This is a genomic window from Mariniradius saccharolyticus AK6 (genome assembly GCF_000330725.2).
Taxonomy (GTDB): domain Bacteria; phylum Bacteroidota; class Bacteroidia; order Cytophagales; family Cyclobacteriaceae; genus Mariniradius; species Mariniradius saccharolyticus.
Genome location: NZ_AMZY02000020.1, coordinates 149,181 through 168,606 on the forward strand (window position 1 = coordinate 149,181; position 19,426 = coordinate 168,606).

12 protein-coding genes are annotated in these 19,426 nt (G+C 46.6%); 4 read left to right on the plus strand and 8 right to left on the minus strand.

Features of this window, described 5'->3' with window-relative positions; all coding sequences use genetic code 11:
* Positions 1-88 precede the first annotated feature (88 nt).
* Together C943_RS19160 and C943_RS19165 are read left to right on the plus strand one after the other, a co-directional pair.
* Positions 89-817, plus strand: coding sequence for an RDD family protein (locus tag C943_RS19160; RefSeq protein WP_008631234.1), 729 nt, complete (start codon positions 89-91; stop codon positions 815-817).
* A 150-nt stretch (positions 818-967) separates the two neighbouring features.
* Entirely contained in the window at positions 968-2,296 is a 1,329-nt protein-coding gene (locus C943_RS19165) for a hypothetical protein (protein WP_008631235.1), read from the plus strand.
* 546 nt (positions 2,297-2,842) lie between these two features.
* On the opposite strand, the gene C943_RS19170 is transcribed toward C943_RS19165, so the two are convergent.
* Entirely contained in the window at positions 2,843-4,363 is a 1,521-nt protein-coding gene (locus tag C943_RS19170) for a RagB/SusD family nutrient uptake outer membrane protein (protein WP_008631237.1), read from the minus strand.
* A 32-nt stretch (positions 4,364-4,395) separates the two neighbouring features.
* Positions 4,396-7,464: a SusC/RagA family TonB-linked outer membrane protein gene (locus C943_RS19175; protein ID WP_245545568.1), complete on the minus strand. Its 3,069-nt coding sequence runs from the start codon at positions 7,462-7,464 to the stop codon at positions 4,396-4,398.
* A gap of 303 nt (positions 7,465-7,767) precedes the next feature.
* Here C943_RS19175 and C943_RS19180 point away from each other — a divergent pair, with 303 nt between their 5' ends.
* On the plus strand, positions 7,768-11,334 hold the full coding sequence (locus C943_RS19180; protein WP_051069640.1) for a VCBS repeat-containing protein: 3,567 nt from the start codon (positions 7,768-7,770) through the stop codon (positions 11,332-11,334).
* A 57-nt stretch (positions 11,335-11,391) separates the two neighbouring features.
* On the opposite strand, the gene C943_RS19185 is transcribed toward C943_RS19180, so the two are convergent.
* The 5 genes from C943_RS19185 to C943_RS19205 form a co-directional block, all read right to left on the minus strand.
* Positions 11,392-11,769, minus strand: a complete 378-nt coding sequence (locus C943_RS19185) for a VOC family protein (RefSeq protein WP_008631244.1) — start codon at positions 11,767-11,769, stop codon at positions 11,392-11,394.
* A 55-nt stretch (positions 11,770-11,824) separates the two neighbouring features.
* Entirely contained in the window at positions 11,825-12,505 is a 681-nt protein-coding gene (locus C943_RS19190) for a hypothetical protein (RefSeq protein WP_008631246.1), read from the minus strand.
* Positions 12,506-12,583: 78 nt separating this feature from the next.
* A complete protein-coding gene (locus tag C943_RS19195; protein WP_051069641.1) occupies positions 12,584-13,870 on the minus strand; it encodes an APC family permease in 1,287 nt (428 codons plus the stop codon).
* 39 nt (positions 13,871-13,909) lie between these two features.
* Entirely contained in the window at positions 13,910-14,968 is a 1,059-nt protein-coding gene (locus C943_RS19200) for an NAD(P)H-dependent glycerol-3-phosphate dehydrogenase (protein ID WP_008631250.1), read from the minus strand.
* On the minus strand, positions 14,946-16,643 hold the full coding sequence (locus tag C943_RS19205; protein ID WP_008631252.1) for a 1-acyl-sn-glycerol-3-phosphate acyltransferase: 1,698 nt from the start codon (positions 16,641-16,643) through the stop codon (positions 14,946-14,948). The genes C943_RS19200 and C943_RS19205 overlap by 23 nt, the downstream gene beginning before the upstream one ends.
* A 167-nt stretch (positions 16,644-16,810) precedes the next feature.
* Here C943_RS19205 and C943_RS19210 point away from each other — a divergent pair, with 167 nt between their 5' ends.
* Positions 16,811-17,785 (plus strand): polyprenyl synthetase family protein, encoded by a 975-nt coding sequence (locus tag C943_RS19210; protein ID WP_040481393.1) that lies wholly within the window; start codon positions 16,811-16,813, stop codon positions 17,783-17,785.
* Between the two features lie 65 nt (positions 17,786-17,850).
* Here the strand turns inward: C943_RS19210 and C943_RS19215 are convergent, their stop codons facing one another.
* Positions 17,851-19,074 (minus strand): peroxiredoxin family protein, encoded by a 1,224-nt coding sequence (locus tag C943_RS19215; protein ID WP_040481448.1) that lies wholly within the window; start codon positions 19,072-19,074, stop codon positions 17,851-17,853.
* Positions 19,075-19,426: the final 352 nt, after the last annotated feature.

Consider the following 19,426-nt stretch of genomic DNA (forward strand, 5'->3'; position numbering starts at 1 on the left):
TCTAAAACTATTCAATTATTTTATTTTAACGCAAGGGCTGGGCTGTTTTCATAAAAAAATTATTTTAGGGGAATAAATCGAAAACCACATGGAAGGTATCCACATTGAAACTGCGCAGCATATCCAGATCAAGCAACGTCCCGCAAGCTTGGGGGACCGAGTCTTGGCATACATGCTCGATAGTTTCATTTTAGTCATTTATGTGGTGTTGGTAGCCATTACGGCATTTGCGATTCTGAAAATGGAAGATGGTTCGGTCGCTTTGTTCACCTTTATAGCACTGCCCTTTTTGCTGTACCACCTGCTGTTTGAGGTTTTCATGAACGGGCAAACTCCCGGAAAATACGCCCTCAACATCCGTGTAGTGAAGATAGACGGCAGCAAAGCCTCCATCACGGATTACCTTATTCGTTGGCTGCTGCGTCCGATCGACCTGACGATCAGCTCGGGAGGTGTAGCGGTCCTGAGTATCCTTTTGGGAGGCAAGGGGCAGCGCCTTGGAGACATGGCGGCCGGTACGACGGTGATTTCACTCAAACAGACTTTGGTCAGGGGCGAGGATTTGTTGGTAAAGGTGGCTTCGACCCACGAGCCAAAGTATCCGCAAGTCGTGAACCTCACGGATGTGCAAATCCGACAAATCAAGGAGATACGTGCGGAGGCACTCCAGACCCAGGATTTTGGCCTCCTGAAGCGTTTGGCGGAAAAGACTGGAGAGATGCTCCAAATCAGCTATGAAACCAAATCGCTGGAGTTTATCAACCAAGTCATTCTCGACTACGAGTACTTCGCGCAAAAGGAACATGGGGAGGGCTGAGAGGAACTGGGGTTCCCTTTTGTTTTTTGATTGTGATTGATAGGAAATCAGTTGGTTAGTTGTCACCTGATCGAATCTATTTTGAAAGCATTCCGTAGTTAATCCAAATACTGGTTGGAATTTTTTCATTCGAAGCTGAAACAAGGAATTATGAGGCTAGTCAAGTCAATTTTGTTTTTGATTGTGGTTTGGATAAGCATTCAGGAAGTGTATTCAAATGAATTAATCGAAAGGAAAATAATACTAAATCCAAAAGACTTCAATTTAGATGGCAGTTTTCCATTTTATTTTGAGCGACTGATCAATGCCCAAAATGAAAAATTTGTTTTAGGGAGAAAAAGTAATGATCAACTCTTGGTCTTTAACAATACAATTGAAAATGAATTCTCTTCCTTTTTTCAGCAAAAATTGCCATTCTCGAATGACAAGCTACCATTGATCATTAAGGTCAACAGAATAACTGTAGTTGCAGGTTTTGATAATTCCAGCGTTGACTTGAGCTTAACTTTTTACTCAAGAGTGAACAACTCTTATGTCGAAATATTACAAACTTCAGCCTACATGCTCTTGGCATGGAGGGAACTATTTAACAGTTTCGAACGAAAAAACGGGGAGAATATCCTCAATTCATTTGAAAAATGTTTCCTTGACCTTCAAAATCGGTTTCAAAGAGGTTCATTGAGGAATCGCCCTGTTGCAATGGATGAGTTATCAATCCCTGCACCTTTTGATGAAACTACCTTTCCGATATTATCCCCCACTCAAAAACCAAGTAAAGGTGTCTTTCATAACTTCAGTGATTTTATTGACCTAAACTCCGATACCTCGGTTCATTTTTTCCAGGTCGAGAACAACACTAATCTGTCTGATTTTAAATTTGCTTTTAGCCAACCAATTGCATCAGAGATTTGGGGTGGATTCGACGGTGAAAACTATTTCATAAGATTTATGGATCGATTCTTTAAGCTTGAAGTAATCGATGGAAAACTTTTTATGATATTCAATGATGCCGACCGGAGATCTCTTTTTATAAACGTTAACGACGGACTCGCAATGGGAGGCCTAACAAACCCCCTGACCATGATCGGGAGAGACGGGAAAGAGTTAGTTTACAGAGTAAGAATTGATTGGTACGCAGGCAGAATTGTTAGAGATAATCTGGAGATTTTCATCCTTAATAACACTAAGAGGAGACTTGGCGCAATTGATGTGTATTTTGACGAAAAAAAGGTAACTCGATTGGACAAAGATGAATACTTTAAAATTGACTATGTCCCGCCGAGAGGTCTCACAAAACTGGGAATCCGTATCGGCGAGCACACAGATCAATATTTGTTCAATCCGATGTATGAATCATTTTTTTTCATTAGGAAAACAAAAAAGGGAGTTAAAATTTTAAAAATATTAACACCAGCTGATGAAATCAAAGCGTATCTCCTCTATGGAAAAAGGGAAGTCAAAGTAAACCAATCTCATTAGGGAGAAGATGGGGGATTCTCTCAGCGGAGTATGGATTCCAAAGCCCGTGGAAGTGTTGTGAAAGGTTTCACTTGTTTGACAAGGTTGGGTGAATCAGGTGAATTTTCACGCCGATTTTATTATGATCCAAGGTCGGAATTTTTGACAGGTTGCTTGATTACCAGTTTTGGGTGAAGTTACAAGGGAGTTACTTCAATCCTCTAGGTTAAGGACCATTGAGGTCAATGCTTCAAGAGGAAAATTCAATGGCCTTAATTTAGCATCATGACGAAAAGAAGGAATCGTGAGGATAATGTGCTTTTGAAGTCGTTCAAGACTCAATCGGTAATTTTGATAATATTTTTGATACTAATTATCTCGATTTATTTGTTTCGATAAAACAACTCATCTCAGCCACCAAGGAAGTTTTTTCTACTATAGGGACAAGATTTGGATGTGGTAATCGGCTTTTATTCGACAATACTTCCAGCCAGGTAGGTTTTTTGGAACAAAAAAAGCAGCCGGAAGAATCCGACTGCCTTTTACCCGAATCAATAGTATGGAAAATTAGTAGCCTGGGTTTTGGTCGGCATTTGACAACGCGGAATTGTTGTCTATTTCGGAGAGTGGCAAAGGAAGCAGCGTGTACCTTTGATTCCAATTTGGAATTGGCTCAGCGGGTAGGAATCCCTGCCGTCTCCATCTTCTGATGTCTTTGTTCCTGATTTGCTCGCCGGCTAGTTCAACACGTCTTTCGTGTTGGATAGCTGTACGCATCTGTGCTTGGTTGCCTGTGGGGAATTGGGCAGTGGGATATGGAGGCATATCCACGTCAGCACGCGCCCTGACTTGGTTGATGAATGGAAGTGCCGCTGCAGGTCCTGTGATTTCATTTTCGACCTCGGCCATCATCAACAGGACGTCTGCGTATCGGATCGCCCTAAAGTTGATCCCCGAACGGACGTCTTCAGCGGCCCTTTTGTAAATCATTTGGTATTTTCTCCAGCTTGCTCTCTCGATATTCCCTTGGACTTTGTCCGCAGTAAGAATGGCGGTACCGTTGTTGTAGGCATCTCCGATTTGGTAGAAATTGTACCTGATTCGGGGATCGTCTTTTGCAGCACCATTGGCGACTCTTTCATACTCGTTGAAAAGCGGAAGGCTCGGAATTACGTTTCTCCAAGCAGTCGGCCCATATTCCTGTCCCCGGAAGGTAACTTCCGCAATGCCGCCGCCGTCACCGTTCCATGCACCTGCGTCCCCGAAAGCTTCGGAAAACTGGATTTCCCATACGGATTCCGAATTGTTTTCATTTTCCTCTTCGAAATTGTCCAGGTACCTATCCACGAGTTGATATTGGTTTGAGGCGATGATCTCTGCCAGTAGCGGCCTAGCTGCTGCGTAATTTCCCCTAAACATATGCGCCTTCGCCGCCAATGCCTGCGCTGCCCCTTTAGAAGCCCTTCCCCGGTCGGCGCCACTGTAGGCGCTTCTCAATGGGAGGCGGTTGATCGCCTCGGTTAGGTCACTGAATAATTGTGTGAAAACCTGATCCTCAGTTGACCTTGGCGTGCCATCAGGTGAGGTAGCTGAACTCGTCATCAAAGGGACGCCGCCCCACTGAGTCCCTAGCTCGTAAAATGCCAGTCCCCTCAAGAAATAGGCTTCCCCGATAATTCTGCTTCGGAGTTCTTCGGTAATTTCCTCTTCAGCTTTGCCTGCATTTTCGATCACTAGATTGGCCCTGTGGATTACCCTGTACCAACCTCGCCAGTTTGCTTCCACGAGTGGGTTGGAAGCATCAAAGACATGGTTGAGGATCTGTGCCCTAGGGGCTTCAAGTTGGGGTCCTCCGGTGTCGCAATCGTCGGAGAGTAGATCCTGAAGGAAAAAGTATTCTCGGTTATACAGGTTATTGGCTTGCAAGCTCGCGTAAACCGAATTGATTGCCGCTACGAGTTGCGGACCGGTTCGATAAAAGGTCTCTACCGAAAGCTGGTTGGGGTTTACTGGGTTGAGGATATCCTCATTGCATGAATTGAACCCAATCAGTACCAAAAACGCGGTTAGTGTTATTTTGGATTTCATATCTTTAAGTATTTGATAAATTGAGACTTAGGTTAGAACGTAAACTGGATTCCGCCAATGAATGTTCTGGCGGCAGGGAATTGGCCATAATCGATGCCAGTACCTAGCGAGCTGTTGATGCCAGTCCTCACGGCAATTTCAGGATCATAACCGGTGTACTTGGTGAAGGTCAGTGGATTCTGGGTCTGGAAATAGACCCTGACTCTGCTGACATAGCCGTTGGTCCACTGCGTGAGCGCAGTTGAAGGGATTGTATAGCCGAGGATGATGTTTTTCACCCGCATATAGGACCCGTCTTCCACAAATCTCGAACTAGCCCGTGCATTTCTGTTTGGATCACCAGATACGGCGCGTGGCACATCTGTGTTGGTATTTGTAGGAGTCCAACGATCCAACACAACTGTTGATGCATTGAAGAGCCTCGTCATGCCTTCGGTGTGGTACCGTAGGTTGTTGAATATCTCGTTTCCGTGTACCCCTTGCAAGAACATCGTGAAATCGAAGTTTTTGTAGTTGGCCGAGAAGTTCAGTCCATAGGTAAGGTCGGGGAGGTAGTGTCCCAAAAATGTCCTGTCACTCGCATTGATGACGCCGTCATTGTTAAGGTCCCTGAATCTGATATCGCCTGGCGCCGAATTTGGTTGGCCAGGGACAGATTCACCTTGTTGGATGAGTCCATCAGCAAGCCAGCCGTAGAAATAGGCGATCGGACGACCTTCTTCGGTAAAAGTCAAAGGATCGCCTTGAAAGCCCGGACCAAAAATAGTATTGCCTATCCCAAGTGAAACGAGCTCGTTTTTCACGGTACCGAGGTTTCCGTCGATCGAAAACTGGAAGTCTCCGGTATACTTTCTGTATCCGATAGTCAATTCCAAGCCCCTGTTGTTGACCGTACCCACGTTGGCCACGGGTGCACCGTCAAATCCAAGTGAGGGTGGGATTGGTACGCCAAGGATCATCCCTTCGGTGGTATTGTCAAACCATTCCAATGAACCGACAAACCTGTCGCTGAAGAGGCCAAAGTCCAATCCAATGTTTTTCATGATGGTGGATTCCCAACGGAGATTGGCGTTTGCCAAGGCGCTGATTGTACTACCGCCCTGAAGGCTTCCATCAAAATTGTAGAAAAGGTTGGAATTGATCGTCCCTTGGTACACATAGTCACCGATTCGGTCGTTTCCGGTTTCACCGTAGCTACCTCTAATCTTTAGGTCGCTGAGCCATGTTGCAGACTTCATGAAGTTTTCCTGACTGATCCGCCATCCGAGGGATATGGATGGAAATGTTCCCCATTTGTTGTTTGGCCCAAACCTTGACCCACCATCGCGGCGGACGGAAGCACTAAAAAGATATTTTTGGTCGTAGTCGTAATTGATCCTGGCGACGTAGGAAATCAGGGCATAGTTGATTTCATTACTCGTAGTAGTTTGGTTTTGTACGCCTTGGAGTACTCTCACGTCGTTTGTCAGAAAATTCTGTCCAGTGCCGTTCAAGCTGGTATTCTTGAAGGTTTGTTGTTCGATAACGCCCAATAAGTCAAAGGTGTGCTTTTGGATTGTTTTCGTGTAGGAAAATTGGTTGCTGAACAATGGGGAGACAAAAGTGCTTTTGGTCTGGGAAATTGAGGCAAATGCTTGGTTGTTGAAATCGCCCGCAAAGAACCTGGGCGTGTATTGGTCATTTGATCCAATGCCCACATCAAGACCGACCAAGAAACGGTACCTGAATCCTTCAAATGGCATCACATCCAAATAAGCAGTTCCCAGAATTTTGTAGTCTTGCTGTCTGTTTGTTCTTAATTCTGCATTCAGCACGGGGTTTTCTGGATCTGAGCCATCTACCCGGTCAGGCGATCGAAAACCACCGAGGCGAGTAGCGTCCCTCACCGGGATATAGGGTACTTGCTTCACCATATGCTCCAATTGGCTTCTGCCACCGGTAAATGGTTCATTGGCCCGGTCTGAATAAGCGACTGTCAATGTCTGGCCCACATTCACATACTTGTTGATTTTGAATTCCGTGTTGGTTCGGAAAGACACGCGCTCAAAGCCAGTGCCGCGCATGATACCATCCTGAGCAAAATATCCGAAAGAGACATTGTAAAGTGCAGATTCTGTACCTCCGGATATATTTAGGTTATGGTCTTGAATCGGGGCAGAACGAAACATCTCGCCTTGCCAGTCTGTCTCAACGTTTGCCAATTCTCCCAAGTCATCAAATCTTTGGGGAGCAGGTTGGTTTCCGTTGGCAAGAAGTTCCCGGCCAAATGCGATGTATTGATCGCGGTTGAGTAGGTCGAGTTGTTTCCAAGCGGATTGGGTACCATAGTAGGAGTCAAGTGTGACTTTTACTTTTCCTATTGAGCCCTTTTTTGTAGTTACCAAGATTACGCCGTTTGCGGCACGGGATCCATAGATCGCAGCGGCAGAGGCGTCTTTCAGCACTTCAATGGATGCTATGTCAGCAGGGTTAATCTGATTCAACCCTCCGGCAGGAATCCCATCAATCACGTATAGTGGGTCGTTGTTTCCGACTGTTCCAATTCCCCTGATCCGAACGATCGGGTCGGTTCCTGGTGCACCTGCATTCGTTACCAATACACCAGCAGCACGGCCTTGCAAGGCTGAAGCAAGGTTTGGTACCGGCAGTTCACGGATTTGATCAGCACCGACCGAAGAGATGGCGCCGGTGACCTTAGCCCTCTCTTGGGTGCCATAGCCGATCACCACAACTTCCGAAAGGCTGGACAGATCGGGTTCAAGGTTGACATCTATCCTCGTTTGGTTTCCGACACGCACTTCAAGGGTTCGGTAACCGATGAAGGAAATGACCAAGACGGAGTTTTCAGAAGGCACGTCGATCGAAAAATTTCCGTCAATATCGGTGGCGGTACCCTGCGTGGTGCCTTTGACGAGTACATTGACTCCGGGCATTGTTTCAGCATCCTCTGAGGATTTCACGGTACCCGACACCTTTCTTGAGGTATTTTGGGCCTGTAGCGACTGTGGGAAGAGCATATTCCCCAACATCAATAAAAAGACCAGCCGTCGGAGGATTCTCCCCATCGAGCTGGACCTGGTTTGGTAGGTTTGTTTGTACATGTTTGAAGTGGTTTATGGTTAATTGTTAATTATTAAGTAGCTAAAATGTATGCTTACGGAGAATTCATTTTGGATATTTCATGGGAATTCATGGAAAAGAATAAGTTGGAACAATACATTCACATCAGTATATAAATAATTAATGAAAATCTTTAGAATAATTGATGTTTTTTCTTAAATCTATGAATAAATCTGAATTTAGGTCAAATTAATTCTTCAAACAATAGCTAAATTGATTTAGTTAAAATTTTTACGCAAACGATTGCAATTTGTATTTAAAAGGTCAGTCGTTTATCTTTCATCATGGGACAACTCAGGCAGAATGCGAATGGCACTATCTTCACCGCCATTATATTAGTATTTGGTTTTATTTTGTTCGCATGTCAGCGAAATGCTGATGCACCATCCCGGTTCCAACTCCTGCCGGCGGAAATGACAGGACTGGATTTTGAAAACCAAATAGTGATCGACGAGGAGTTCAATGTGCTGGACTTTGATTACATCTATAATGGTGCGGGTGTGGCGGTCGGAGATTTTAACGCTGACGGTTTGCCAGATGTGTTTTTTGGAGGGAACATGGTTTCGTCACGACTTTACCTCAATCGGGGGGATTTTCGCTTCGAAGATGTCACCCAAAATGCGGGTCTCGAGACAAATTCCTGGGTGGAGGGTATCACTTTGGTGGATATCAATCAAGATGGATTGCTTGACATTTACGCATGTGTGTCAAATCGTAAAGAAACCTCGCAGGATCCGAATCTACTGTTTGTCCATCAGGAATTTGGTGATGATGGGATTCCTAAATACAAGGAAATGGCTGCGGCGTATGGTTTGGCCGATATTGGATACAATACCCAATCGGCATTTTTCGACTACGACAGGGATGGTGATTTGGACCTGTATATCTTGTCCAATGCGATGGAAAACTTTCAGAGAAATCTATCCCGACCACGTGACAAGTCCGGCAATGGAAAAAGCAATGACAAGCTGTATAGAAACAATGGCGATGGTACTTATTCGAATGTAACCAAAGAAGCAGGAATCCTTTACGAAGGATATGGGTTGGGTTTGGCGATCAGCGATATCAACCAGGACGGCTGGCCTGATATCTATGTGGCCAATGATTTCATCACCAACGATGTGTTGTATGTCAACAATGGCGACGGCACCTTTTCCAACGGGATTTCGCAAATGCTGAAGCATCAGAGCTTCAATGCTATGGGCGTCGATATTGCCGACATCAACAACGACGCTAATCCTGATATCCTGGTCGTGGACATGCTTCCGCCTGACAATTTTCGCCAGAAGACCATGTTTGCGCCAACGGAAAATTATGACCTTTTTCAGGCAAATCTCGACAAAGGATACGAGCCCCAATATGTGAGGAACACACTTCAACTGAGTCGTGGAAATGGGAAGTTCAGCGAAGTCGGGTATTTGGCAGGGATTTACCAAACAGATTGGAGTTGGGCGCCGTTGTTCATCGATTTGGACAATGATGGTTTCAGGGACATTTTTATCAGCAATGGATACGGGAAAGATGTCACGGACTTGGACTTTATCAATTTTTCGAAAAACCTCGGGCCGTTTACCACTCCCGCTGAGCGTCGGGCCCAACTTCTGGAAGGCCTTTCCAAACTTCCGGACGTCAATCTTCCGAATTATGTATTTCAAAACAATGGAAACCTTACTTTTTCGGACAGAAGCTTCGCATGGGGAGTGACCCATGCGGCAATCTCCAACGGAATGGCTTCCGCCGATTTTGATGGGGACGGTGATATGGACGTGGTGATCAGTAACTTGAATGAAAAGGTGTTCCTGTATAGGAACAACACAGCAGAACTTTCACCAGAAAAGCCAAATTATTTGAAGGTAAAGTTGATGGGAAGTCCGGGTAATTTGGATGGTTTTGGAGCCAAGGTATTTTTGGAGTATGAAGCCGGTGCTGAGGCACGGGTTCAATACTATGAACACTACCCGACCCGTGGATACAAATCCTTTGTCGAGCCAATCGCACATTTTGGGCTTGGGGGAAGTACCCGAATCAAGCAGCTAAAAGTACTTTGGCCGGACGGAAGGGGGGAATTGATCAAGGACGTTGATACTAATCAAACGATTACCGTTTCTTATCAAAATGCGAATGTCGCGGAACCGGTCTCAATTCCCGCGAATAGTCCGGGTTTTGAAGAAGTGAGCCGTGATTTGGGTATTGTTTATTCCCATAGCCATGCGGTTTTCAAAGATTTTAATCGCCAAAGACTTTTGACGCATAAGCATTCCGAAAATGGTCCCGGCATAGCTGTGGGCGATATCAACAATGACGGCTTGGAAGACTTTTTTGTAGGAGGATCCAAAGGTGCTCCGGGGCAACTATTTGTCCAAAAACTAAATGGTCTTTTCGAGTCTAGGCCTTTATTTGCTGAGTCCTCTTACGACGATATGGGTTCTATTTTTTTCGATGCAAACAACGATGGCTTCTTGGATCTGTACGTAGTCAGCGGTGGTAGTCGGTACCTTGAGGGCGACACGCTTTACCGCGATCGTCTTTATTTCAATGATAAACGCGGGAACTTTTGGCACAACCAAGCGGCATTGCCGGATATCCGTGTAAGTGGCTCCGTCGTTACGGCTGCGGACTACGACGGGGATGGCGATTTGGACTTGTTTGTAGGAGGAAGGTTGAGGCCTGGGAATTATCCCTATCTCGCGAAATCGACGATCCTGCGAAATGATTCAGGGGAATTCACCGATGTAAGTGAAAGTCTGTATGCTGGCTTGAGTGCCTTGGGTATGGTGACCTCAGCAATTTGGACAGATTTTAATGAAGACGGGCTCATGGATTTGCTACTCGCGGGAGAATGGATGCCAATTACATTTCTGGCCCAGCAAAAAGACGCCGCAGGAAAGATTAAATTTACTAATGTCTCCGATAGCCTTGGACCGCACGGCTCCCATGGATGGTGGAATAGCATCCTTGCTGCCGATATTGACGAAGACGGGAAGATGGATTATCTGCTCGGGAATGTCGGCAAAAACAGCCGCTGGCAGCAGCCTGAAGGATTCCCACTGTTGCTTGTTTCAAAGGATTTTGACGGGAACAAAAGCGCGGACCCCATCATGTTCCAATACTTAAAGGATGGGATGTACCCGGTGCCCGGGCGGGATGCGCTCGTTGGTCAGATCCCTTCTTGGAAAAACAGGTTTTTGGCTTATTCAAACTATGCCACGGCAGGATTGGATGATATAATAGGTGAGGGGGATTTACAGGATGCGCTGAGGCTAGAGGCTGCGTTTCTGGCCTCAGCTTGGATATCAAGAGAGGAGGGAAGATTTGAACTGCGACAACTTCCAATCGAGGCGCAATTTGCACCTCAATATGGAATTCAGGTGATTCAAGATGGACGGAAAAATGGTTCGCAGGTCTTGATGGTTGGTAATTTTCATGGAAACGAGACGGTTACCGGCAGGTATGATGCATCATATGGTACCCATCTCAATGTCGTCAATGGGGAATTCAAAACAAAATCCTTGTCAGAATCAGGCTTTTTGGTGTCTGGCCAGGGAAGGGCTTTGTCCTCAATGGCTAACAAAAACGGGGAATCACTTATACTTGTCAGCCAACATGCGGATAGCCTGAAGGTATTTCGCCACAAGGCCACTAATACCCCTATTGCCACCATCCGGCTTGGTGTTTTGGACTTCAAGATTATGGTCGAGATGGAGGATGGACATATGTTTGCCAAAGAGTTTGGATATGGACACGGATATCTTTCCCAGGAATCGCGTCTCGTACAAATATTTCCAGCTTATCAAAAAGTGACAGTCTGGGATTATTCTGGAAGGTCGCGGGTACTTTGGGAGAAAGAGTAATTTCCCAAAAAATCCAAAAAACACGGACGGCCTGGTTGGGCCAAGCCGTCTGTGAAGTTAATTCTGGGAATGCAATGCCACCCGATTGCCTTCGGTATCCTCAAACAGGCCCATGTAGCCGATTTCGGGGGAGATTTGGGTTTTAGGCTGAAGGACTTTGCCTCCGGCTTTCCCGACACGGCCCAGTTCGACAGCGACATCTTCGGAGGAAAAATAGACAAGTGTACCTTCGTGGCTGGGTTTGTAAGCTCCTTCGAAAGCCACCAAGCTTCCGCCGGCACCTCCGCCGTTTTCGTCCCAGGGGAACCAAGCCATGTCGAATGGCCCCATTTGGTGGCGGTCCAATTTGCATTCAAAAATGGCCTCGTAAAAAGCCATTGCTCTTTCCATGTTGCCCACCGGTATTTCAAACCAGGAGACTGTTACTTGTTTCATATTGCTGTGGTTTTTTCGTTAAAAATGTTAGTTTCAATTTATAAATTCCATGGGATCAATCCTCATCGAAGTCGTACAATTCCCAGTTTCTGAACAGCGAGAAGTTCAGGGAAATGTAGAAGATGTTCGCATCGATACCTTGGTAGGGCTTCACAAGGTTGCCAGACCCGTCAGAGGCTTCGAAATCCTGGTTGTAGAAGGAAGTCAGGTAATATTTTGCCTTGATACTCGTGCCTTTTGGCAGGGCTACACCAACAAACAGTGCGTGTTGGAAAAAGTTGACCCGGTCGCTGAACCACACGTTGAACTTGTCCTCACGGACTTCGTTTATGAATTTTCGCTCCCGGTAGTTGAGCGCCATTTCCAATTCATAGCCTCCGAAAACAAAAGATCCATTCATGTTTCCAAACTTGAGGCCGATTGGGATACCCAAGTTGTAGTTCCTGACTTTTTTGCGCACTGTTTGACTTTCGTCATAGATGAAACCAACGTTTCGGAAAGTGCCGCCTGTAAACCATCCAAACTTTTCCGACTTATCAAAATTGGCCAATACCTGCAAGTTGACGACGGGTGAAAACCGCACCACGTTGTTGAAATTGTCCAAGGTACCGGAGGAGAAAATCCATTCTCCGCCCGAGGTCCAATAGGGTTTCTTTGAATCGACTGTTTTGGTTTGTGAAAGTGCCGGAAAATACAAAAATAATCCCAGGATGAGCGTTGGTAGAGCTTTTTTCATGATGATGCGGTTTTTGATATTTTATCCCCAAATATCACAAAAAAACATCTCTAACAATTTTTAATGTTTAGTTTTTTCTTAGTTCTGCATTTTTTTTCGGCCCGTCAAATAATGGAGTGCGAATATCCCCAACCCGAGCAGGGTCCATAGAGCGGTGTCGAGGATTTCTTCTGCTTTGGTGCCGGAAAGCAGCCAAATCGTTGCCAGAATACCAGCCAGGGCAAAAGCGTTTCCGAAGCGGAGTTTGAAGAAAGCCTGTGAATCCTGGTTTTTCCGCAATTTGATCAATGACCCACTGACCAAGGCATAAAGGATCAGCCTCGAAATGACCGAAACGGCCAATGAACTCATGAATCCCCAAAAAATCGCCACAAATGCTACCAAGCCTGCGAAAAACAAAAGCGAGACATAAGGTGTGGCAAACCGAGGGTGTATCCTGCGAAAAACGCCGGGCATTTGGTTTTCCTCGCTCAGCGCAAATGGCAGCCTCGAGCCACTCAGGATTTGGACGTTGAGGGTGCCGAGAATCGAGACGACCGCGCCTAGGGTGATGAACATACCGCCCCACCAGCCCATAAAGAGAGATGCTGCATCCGCGAGCGGTTTTTCGGATGTTGCCAAATCGGGTAGTGTCCCAATGGACACAATTTGGATCAGGATATAGAATCCTGCAATCACACCCGCAGCGACCAAGAGGCCAAATGGAAGGTTTTTGCGGGGATTGACGATTTCGCCGCTATTGACCAAACCTGCCTCAAATCCCCCAAACGCAAAGACCAAAAGCAAGGTGGAGGCTGAGAAATCCGAGAGGGAAGGCGGTGTACTTTTCTGCATCAGGCCCCAATCGATGTGGAACAATCCGACGAGGATGAATATAGCCAAGGGGAACAGCTTCGCAACCGTCAGAATGTTGCTCACTTTGGCAGTGTTTTTCACCCCGATCCAATTGAAATACGTGATCCATCCCGTCACAAACAATATCATCCCTATCCTGACTGGTTCGGATTTGAATATTTCCGAGAAAAACGAAAGGTAAAGCACCATCAAGTTGATGAGGGTGGCATAGCTGAAAAGCCGGGTCAACATCAGCAGCCATCCGATCACAAATGCCGGGATAGGTCCAAAGGCCTCATTGACGTACAGGTATGGCCCCCCGGTCTTCTCAAACCTGCTGCTGACTTCAGCAAACACGAGGATCAAGACCACCATCACCAGCGCGCAAGCCACAAATGCCAAGATGGAGTAGGCGCCCGACAGCGCAAATACCTTGGCGGGCAAAGCGAAAATCCCAGCGCCAATGACCGAGTTGATGATGAGGAACACAAGGTCCCAGCGCCGTATGCCGCGTTGGAGTTGTTGGCTCAAATACTTCGAGTTTATAATGGGTCAAAAAGGTACACGAGATTAAAGGAAATCCACATCGACACTGAATGGATACTTCATCAGGTATTGGAGGGCTTCTTCGATTTTCAGATCACCGAAGAGCACTTTGTAGAGATTTTCCGTAATGGGTGCACGCATATTGGTGCCTTCGACAAAGGCTTTCATCAGCCGTACCGTATTGATACCTTCCGCGACTTCCTCCATGGTATTCATGATTTCCTCCAGGGATTCGCCCTTGGCAAGTCGGTAACCGACCGTGAAGTTACGGGACAGCGTGGAGTTACAAGTGGCGACGAGATCTCCGATTCCAGCCAAACCGATGAAGGACTTTACGCTTCCGCCCATGGCGTTGCCGAGGTATACCAGTTCGACCATACCCCGGGACACCAGGAGTCCCTTCGCGTTTTCTCCCAATCCCAACCCCGCCAGTGCGCCCGCGGCGATGGCAATGATGTTTTTCAGGACGCCACTGAGTTCAACGCCAATGATATCCGAGTTGCCATAGACCTGAAACTTGTCGGTCCTTAGTAGGCGCTGTCCTTCGAGGATTACTTCGTTGAACTTGCTCGCCACGACTGTGGCAGCCGGTTGCCCTTCGTACATTTCTTTGGCAAGGTTTGGTCCTGCCAAGCACCCGACGCGGATGACGACTGTCTCTTTCAGAATCACCTCGCTCATGGTGAGGATATTGCTGCGACTGATGGTGCCGACTTCTTCGAGGGTTTTGCCCTGCGGTAAATTCAGGCAAAGTCCCTTCGTGCCATGGATGACGATATGATAGGGATATAAATAGGGCGAAAAAAGTCGAACCACTTCCTGAAAACCCGCGGAGGGGATCATAAAGAAAATCGTGTCGCAGGATTTGCAGAGATATTCCGGATCGTGGGTGGCGATGATTTTCTCATTGATTGGAAGACCTTCCACCTTGTGTAGGGTGTTGATTTCGTCCACGACTTCCGGCCTGCGCGCATAGGCGATCACTTTGCTTTTCTCGGCAAGGATATTGGCAATCGAGGTGCCAAAGCTCCCCATGCCCACGACGCCGATGGATTTTTCCTTAGAAGAGTTTTTCGAGGCCATATCCTTCCAGTCGGTTGTGGTAATAGTACAATAAGGTCATATCCTGGGTTTCGATGTTGCCCAGGTCATTTTTGACCAGAGGTCTCTTGGCGTGGTACATGCCGACATTAGCCAGTCCATGGTCTATGATCGCATCAATGCCTTGTTTCAGGTGTGGGGCCACCTGTAGTTTCCCTTCAGCTTCGAGTTCGTAGATGCGCTTCAGTACCCGCTCGCATTCTTCTTTGAATTCCACATAAACCAAGAAAATATCATCCTCCGGAAGACGTAGCAGGCTGTAGAGATCCATCTTTTTGTTTTCCTTTTTGATCATTTCAAAGGCGGTGAACGCCACCAAATGGGAACTGAACACCCGATTGATCCGATGGAATTCCTCTACGATGCGCCTTCCAAGGAAATTGGTATATTCTTCCTCCCGTTGCGCGTCGATATTCACTTTGCCCGCCGAAAGAAAATAGTCCATCGTATTGATCTGACGGCCATTTTTGTCCATACTGTTGCCCTCCGCATCCACATAGTTTCCCAGGACGTCCATTGCCCTGCCTATTGAAACCGAGATATCGGAGCCCTTTGTAAAGAATTTGACCAGGAATTTGAAAATCTTATAGGAAGTTGAGAACTCATCCGATTCTTTGTAATACCGTTCTTGGCCGGTCATGGTCAGGTATTCCTGTATCAAGCTGGGCGCTTCCAGGACAAAGTGGTAATTGATCGTGACGGGGACGATGAATATTTTTCCCTGACTGTCGGTGACTCCTTTTTGGAAATTGGCGCGCTGTGCCTCAATGGTCGTGCTGAGCAGGCCAAGTTTGAGTTTCTTTTCGATCGCCCCGCTTCTGGACCGGGTTCCGCCCGGGAAGAAAAGGCTGTGCACGCCAAACTGAAGGGATTCTGAGGAATACGTCTTGAGCGTTTCCAGGTAAATCAGGTTTTTTTTGCGCCGGTCCACCTTATATGCGCCGAGCGCATTCATGAAATAGGCAAAAATGCTGATGTTGAATAGGTTGAGCCCTGCGCCGTAGATAAACGGAGGGAGTCCCAAAACGGATATTACCCAGCCGATGAGAATTGAATCAAGGTTAGAAAAATGGGTAGGCACCATTACGATCGTGCCTTTCGCCGCCAATTCGCGGATCTGGTCGGTTTCCCCGGTGATTTGGATCTTGTCCTGTAGGGTATATTGGTTGCTGAATATGGATTTGAAACCCTTTACCCGTGCGGCATTCAGGAGGCGCGAAAAGCCGAAGGTGACGATCCTCCGGGTGATCTTGTAGTGCGTATGGACAAAATTACTCGCGATTTCTTCCGAATAGCGCATGGTGATCTCGTCCAGGATCGCGATGTAATGCTTTTTCTTTTGGGTTTTTGTGAGGCTGGCCTCAGCGCTGAGTTGGACGAGTTTGGATTTCACTTTGTTCCAAAAATCCTTTTCATCGTCCGGGTCTACCGCCCAGGGATTTTGCTTGATGCGCAGCTTTTCCCGATAGAGCGTAGTCTCCAGTTCTTCCTTGAGCAAGTCGACCGACTCGCCCGTCAGGTCCAAGACCGACTTTTTGGCCGATTCGGCGACCTTTTTGACGAACTCTTTTCTGTTTTTGCTAAGCTTTACGACGGGCCACTCATCCTTTTTGGGAAGGATGTGCTCGTACTGATGCTTTACATAGGTGTTTTCCAACGGGTCGGTGCTTTTTGGCTAAAAAACAAATATAGTAAAATTAGACAGGATGAATGAAGGTAGGCTAAAACCGTAGCCTATATTCGGGCGTTATCCCTAGAGCTTATTTATCCACCTGAGTTTTGTCCTCCTAGGAATCAATTGTATTATTGCAGCATCGTTTTGATATGAAGCTCGACCTCACACAGATTCAGTCTCCCATCGCGACAGAAATGGCGGAATTTGAAACAAAATTCCGCGATTTTATGAAGAGCAAGGTCAAGCTGCTAGACCACATCACTAACTATATTGTGCGTCGCAAAGGCAAGCAGATGCGGCCAATGTTTGTGTTTTTGACAGCTGGGGTGACAGGAAATATCCAAGAGTCCACCTACCGAGGCGCAGCGCTGATTGAATTGTTGCATACTGCGACCTTGGTTCACGATGATGTAGTCGACGATGCAAACTACCGCCGGGGATTTTTTTCGGTCAATGCACTATGGAAGAATAAGATCGCTGTTTTGGTTGGGGATTACCTGCTTTCAAGGGGTTTGCTGCTGAGTGTCGACCATGGAGACTTTGATCTTTTGCAGATTGTATCAAATGCCGTCAGGGAAATGTCAGAGGGGGAATTGCTCCAAATGGCCAAGTCTCGGCAACTTGATATTACCGAGGATGTTTATTACACGATTATCAGGCAAAAAACAGCGAGCCTCATTGCCTCCTGTTGTGCTGTCGGTGCTGCCACGTCAGGTTCCGGTAAGGAAGTGATTGATAGGATGAGACTTTTCGGCGAAAAGGTCGGGATGGCATTCCAAATCAAAGATGATCTTTTTGACTATGGGGAGGACGAGATAGGCAAACCGCTTGGTATCGATATCAAGGAGAAAAAGATGACGCTCCCGCTCATCTATGCCCTCAACAATGCCTCTTGGCTCGACAAAAGACGGATCATTTACCTCGTTCGAAACAAAAACGAGGACAAGAAGGCGGTGCAGGAGGTGATTTCTTTTGTGAAAAAGTCGGGCGGACTCGAATACGCACAGAAGGTGATGAACCAATACGTCGCTGAAGCGAAGGAAATCCTGACCAGTTTCCCCGCATCGGCCTACAAGAGTTCCCTGGAAGATTTGGTGAAGTTTACGATAGAAAGGAAGAAATAGACTTCCCACCAATTCCCATTCAAAATCCTTTCCAGTTTTGGGTATTACCCTAGAAGCCAGACATTTTACTCTTCCAACAATTTTTTCACCAAGGCTTCGTGCTCTTCGATCCATCGGTCGTAATAATCGCCCGTTCCCGGTCCCGTAAAGCCCGTATGAATTTTGCGCACCTTGCCTTTTTTGTCGATGTAAATCAAAGTCGGAAACGCGATGACCTGATTGAGGGCGGGTAATGATTCAGAGGCTTTTTCCTTGTTGCTCACGCCCGCAATGAGGAACGTGTAATTCGCACCGAGTTTGTCAACGGTTTTTTTCACCCGCTCACTGGCATAGGTAAAATCGGGCTTTGCCTCAAATGCCAAGGCGATGATTTCGATGCCCTTGTTCTTGTGCCTGTCATACCAAGGTGCCAAAAACTTGGTCTCGTCCATACAGTTGGGGCACCAGGTACCAAACAATTGTACCAAGACGACCTTCCCTTGGAATTTTGGATCATCGAGCGATACCGGTGTCCCATTTAGGTCGGGAAAACTGAACGTCAGCCTTTCATAGCCATCTTTTAGGTAATTGAAAGAATAGGCGTCAGGCAGTTCAAACTTTTCGTCGCGCACTGCCGTGAATGTTTCCTTTCCCCTCGGTCCGCTGCGGAACAAGCCATTGATTTCACCCGATTCGTTCAATTCACCGCCAAAATAGAATAGGTGGCTTCCATCGAAGGCGCTCATTTTGAAGCTGTTTCCTTCAACATTTCCCTCCAAATACCTGTAGTCTCCCAAGTGGGTCAAAAAGGTGCCTGTAATTCGATTCCCTTTTTGGGAAAAGATGCCTACTGCCTCGTAGATTTCGCCATTCGTCTTTTTGAATGCAGTCTTCCAGCGCCCGGAGAACTCCGCTGAAGGCGTTGTTTTGGTGGGGAATCGCTCGAAATCGCCCTTTTTGGCTGAAAAGGGAACCACATAATTTGACGCCGTATTTTTTATGAAGGCTCCCTCCAATTGATCCGGGCCAAGGATCCGTGCATGGATTTCGGAGTCGAATATCCCCATCGTCACCTTCAGCGAATCCCCACTTTGCTCCACTTCGTCAAAGACCAAGACCTCCTCGGCGTTGTACACCTCGAGGCGCCATTTGCCAGCCTCTTGGAATAGGCCCATGCCGAAGGGGATTTCGTCGGGGCTGATATTCAAGCTTGCCCGCCATTTTCCTTGTAAATCAGGGGTTTTGGGATTGAGGGAGCTGCTGAAAGTTGCTAACAACAAACCGATATGGAGTAGAAATATACTTTTCATGCTGTATTCGGGAATCAGGCAAAACTGCACAGTACAAATGATTAATCCTACAGGATTTGTTGGGTAAATAGATTTTTGATCAAAAAGGTTCAAATCAATCGAGGCCCGGTCTTGGGAAATTCCCCCACTTTTGGGAAAAGCTACAAATTTTGTGGGAAAATGCCCCACTTCCCGCCAAATCCCTTTCAGAGGGCTTGATCGACATATTTATGACAGTCAAATTTTCTTCAAAATCGGCCAAAATGGAGCCTATTCGCTGATTTTCTGAGTGATCCCCCTTGGAATCGGGTTTTTCATGGCAGATGAAAAAAACTTCATTTTTTCAATAAATGATTGTGATAATTCAAACTTT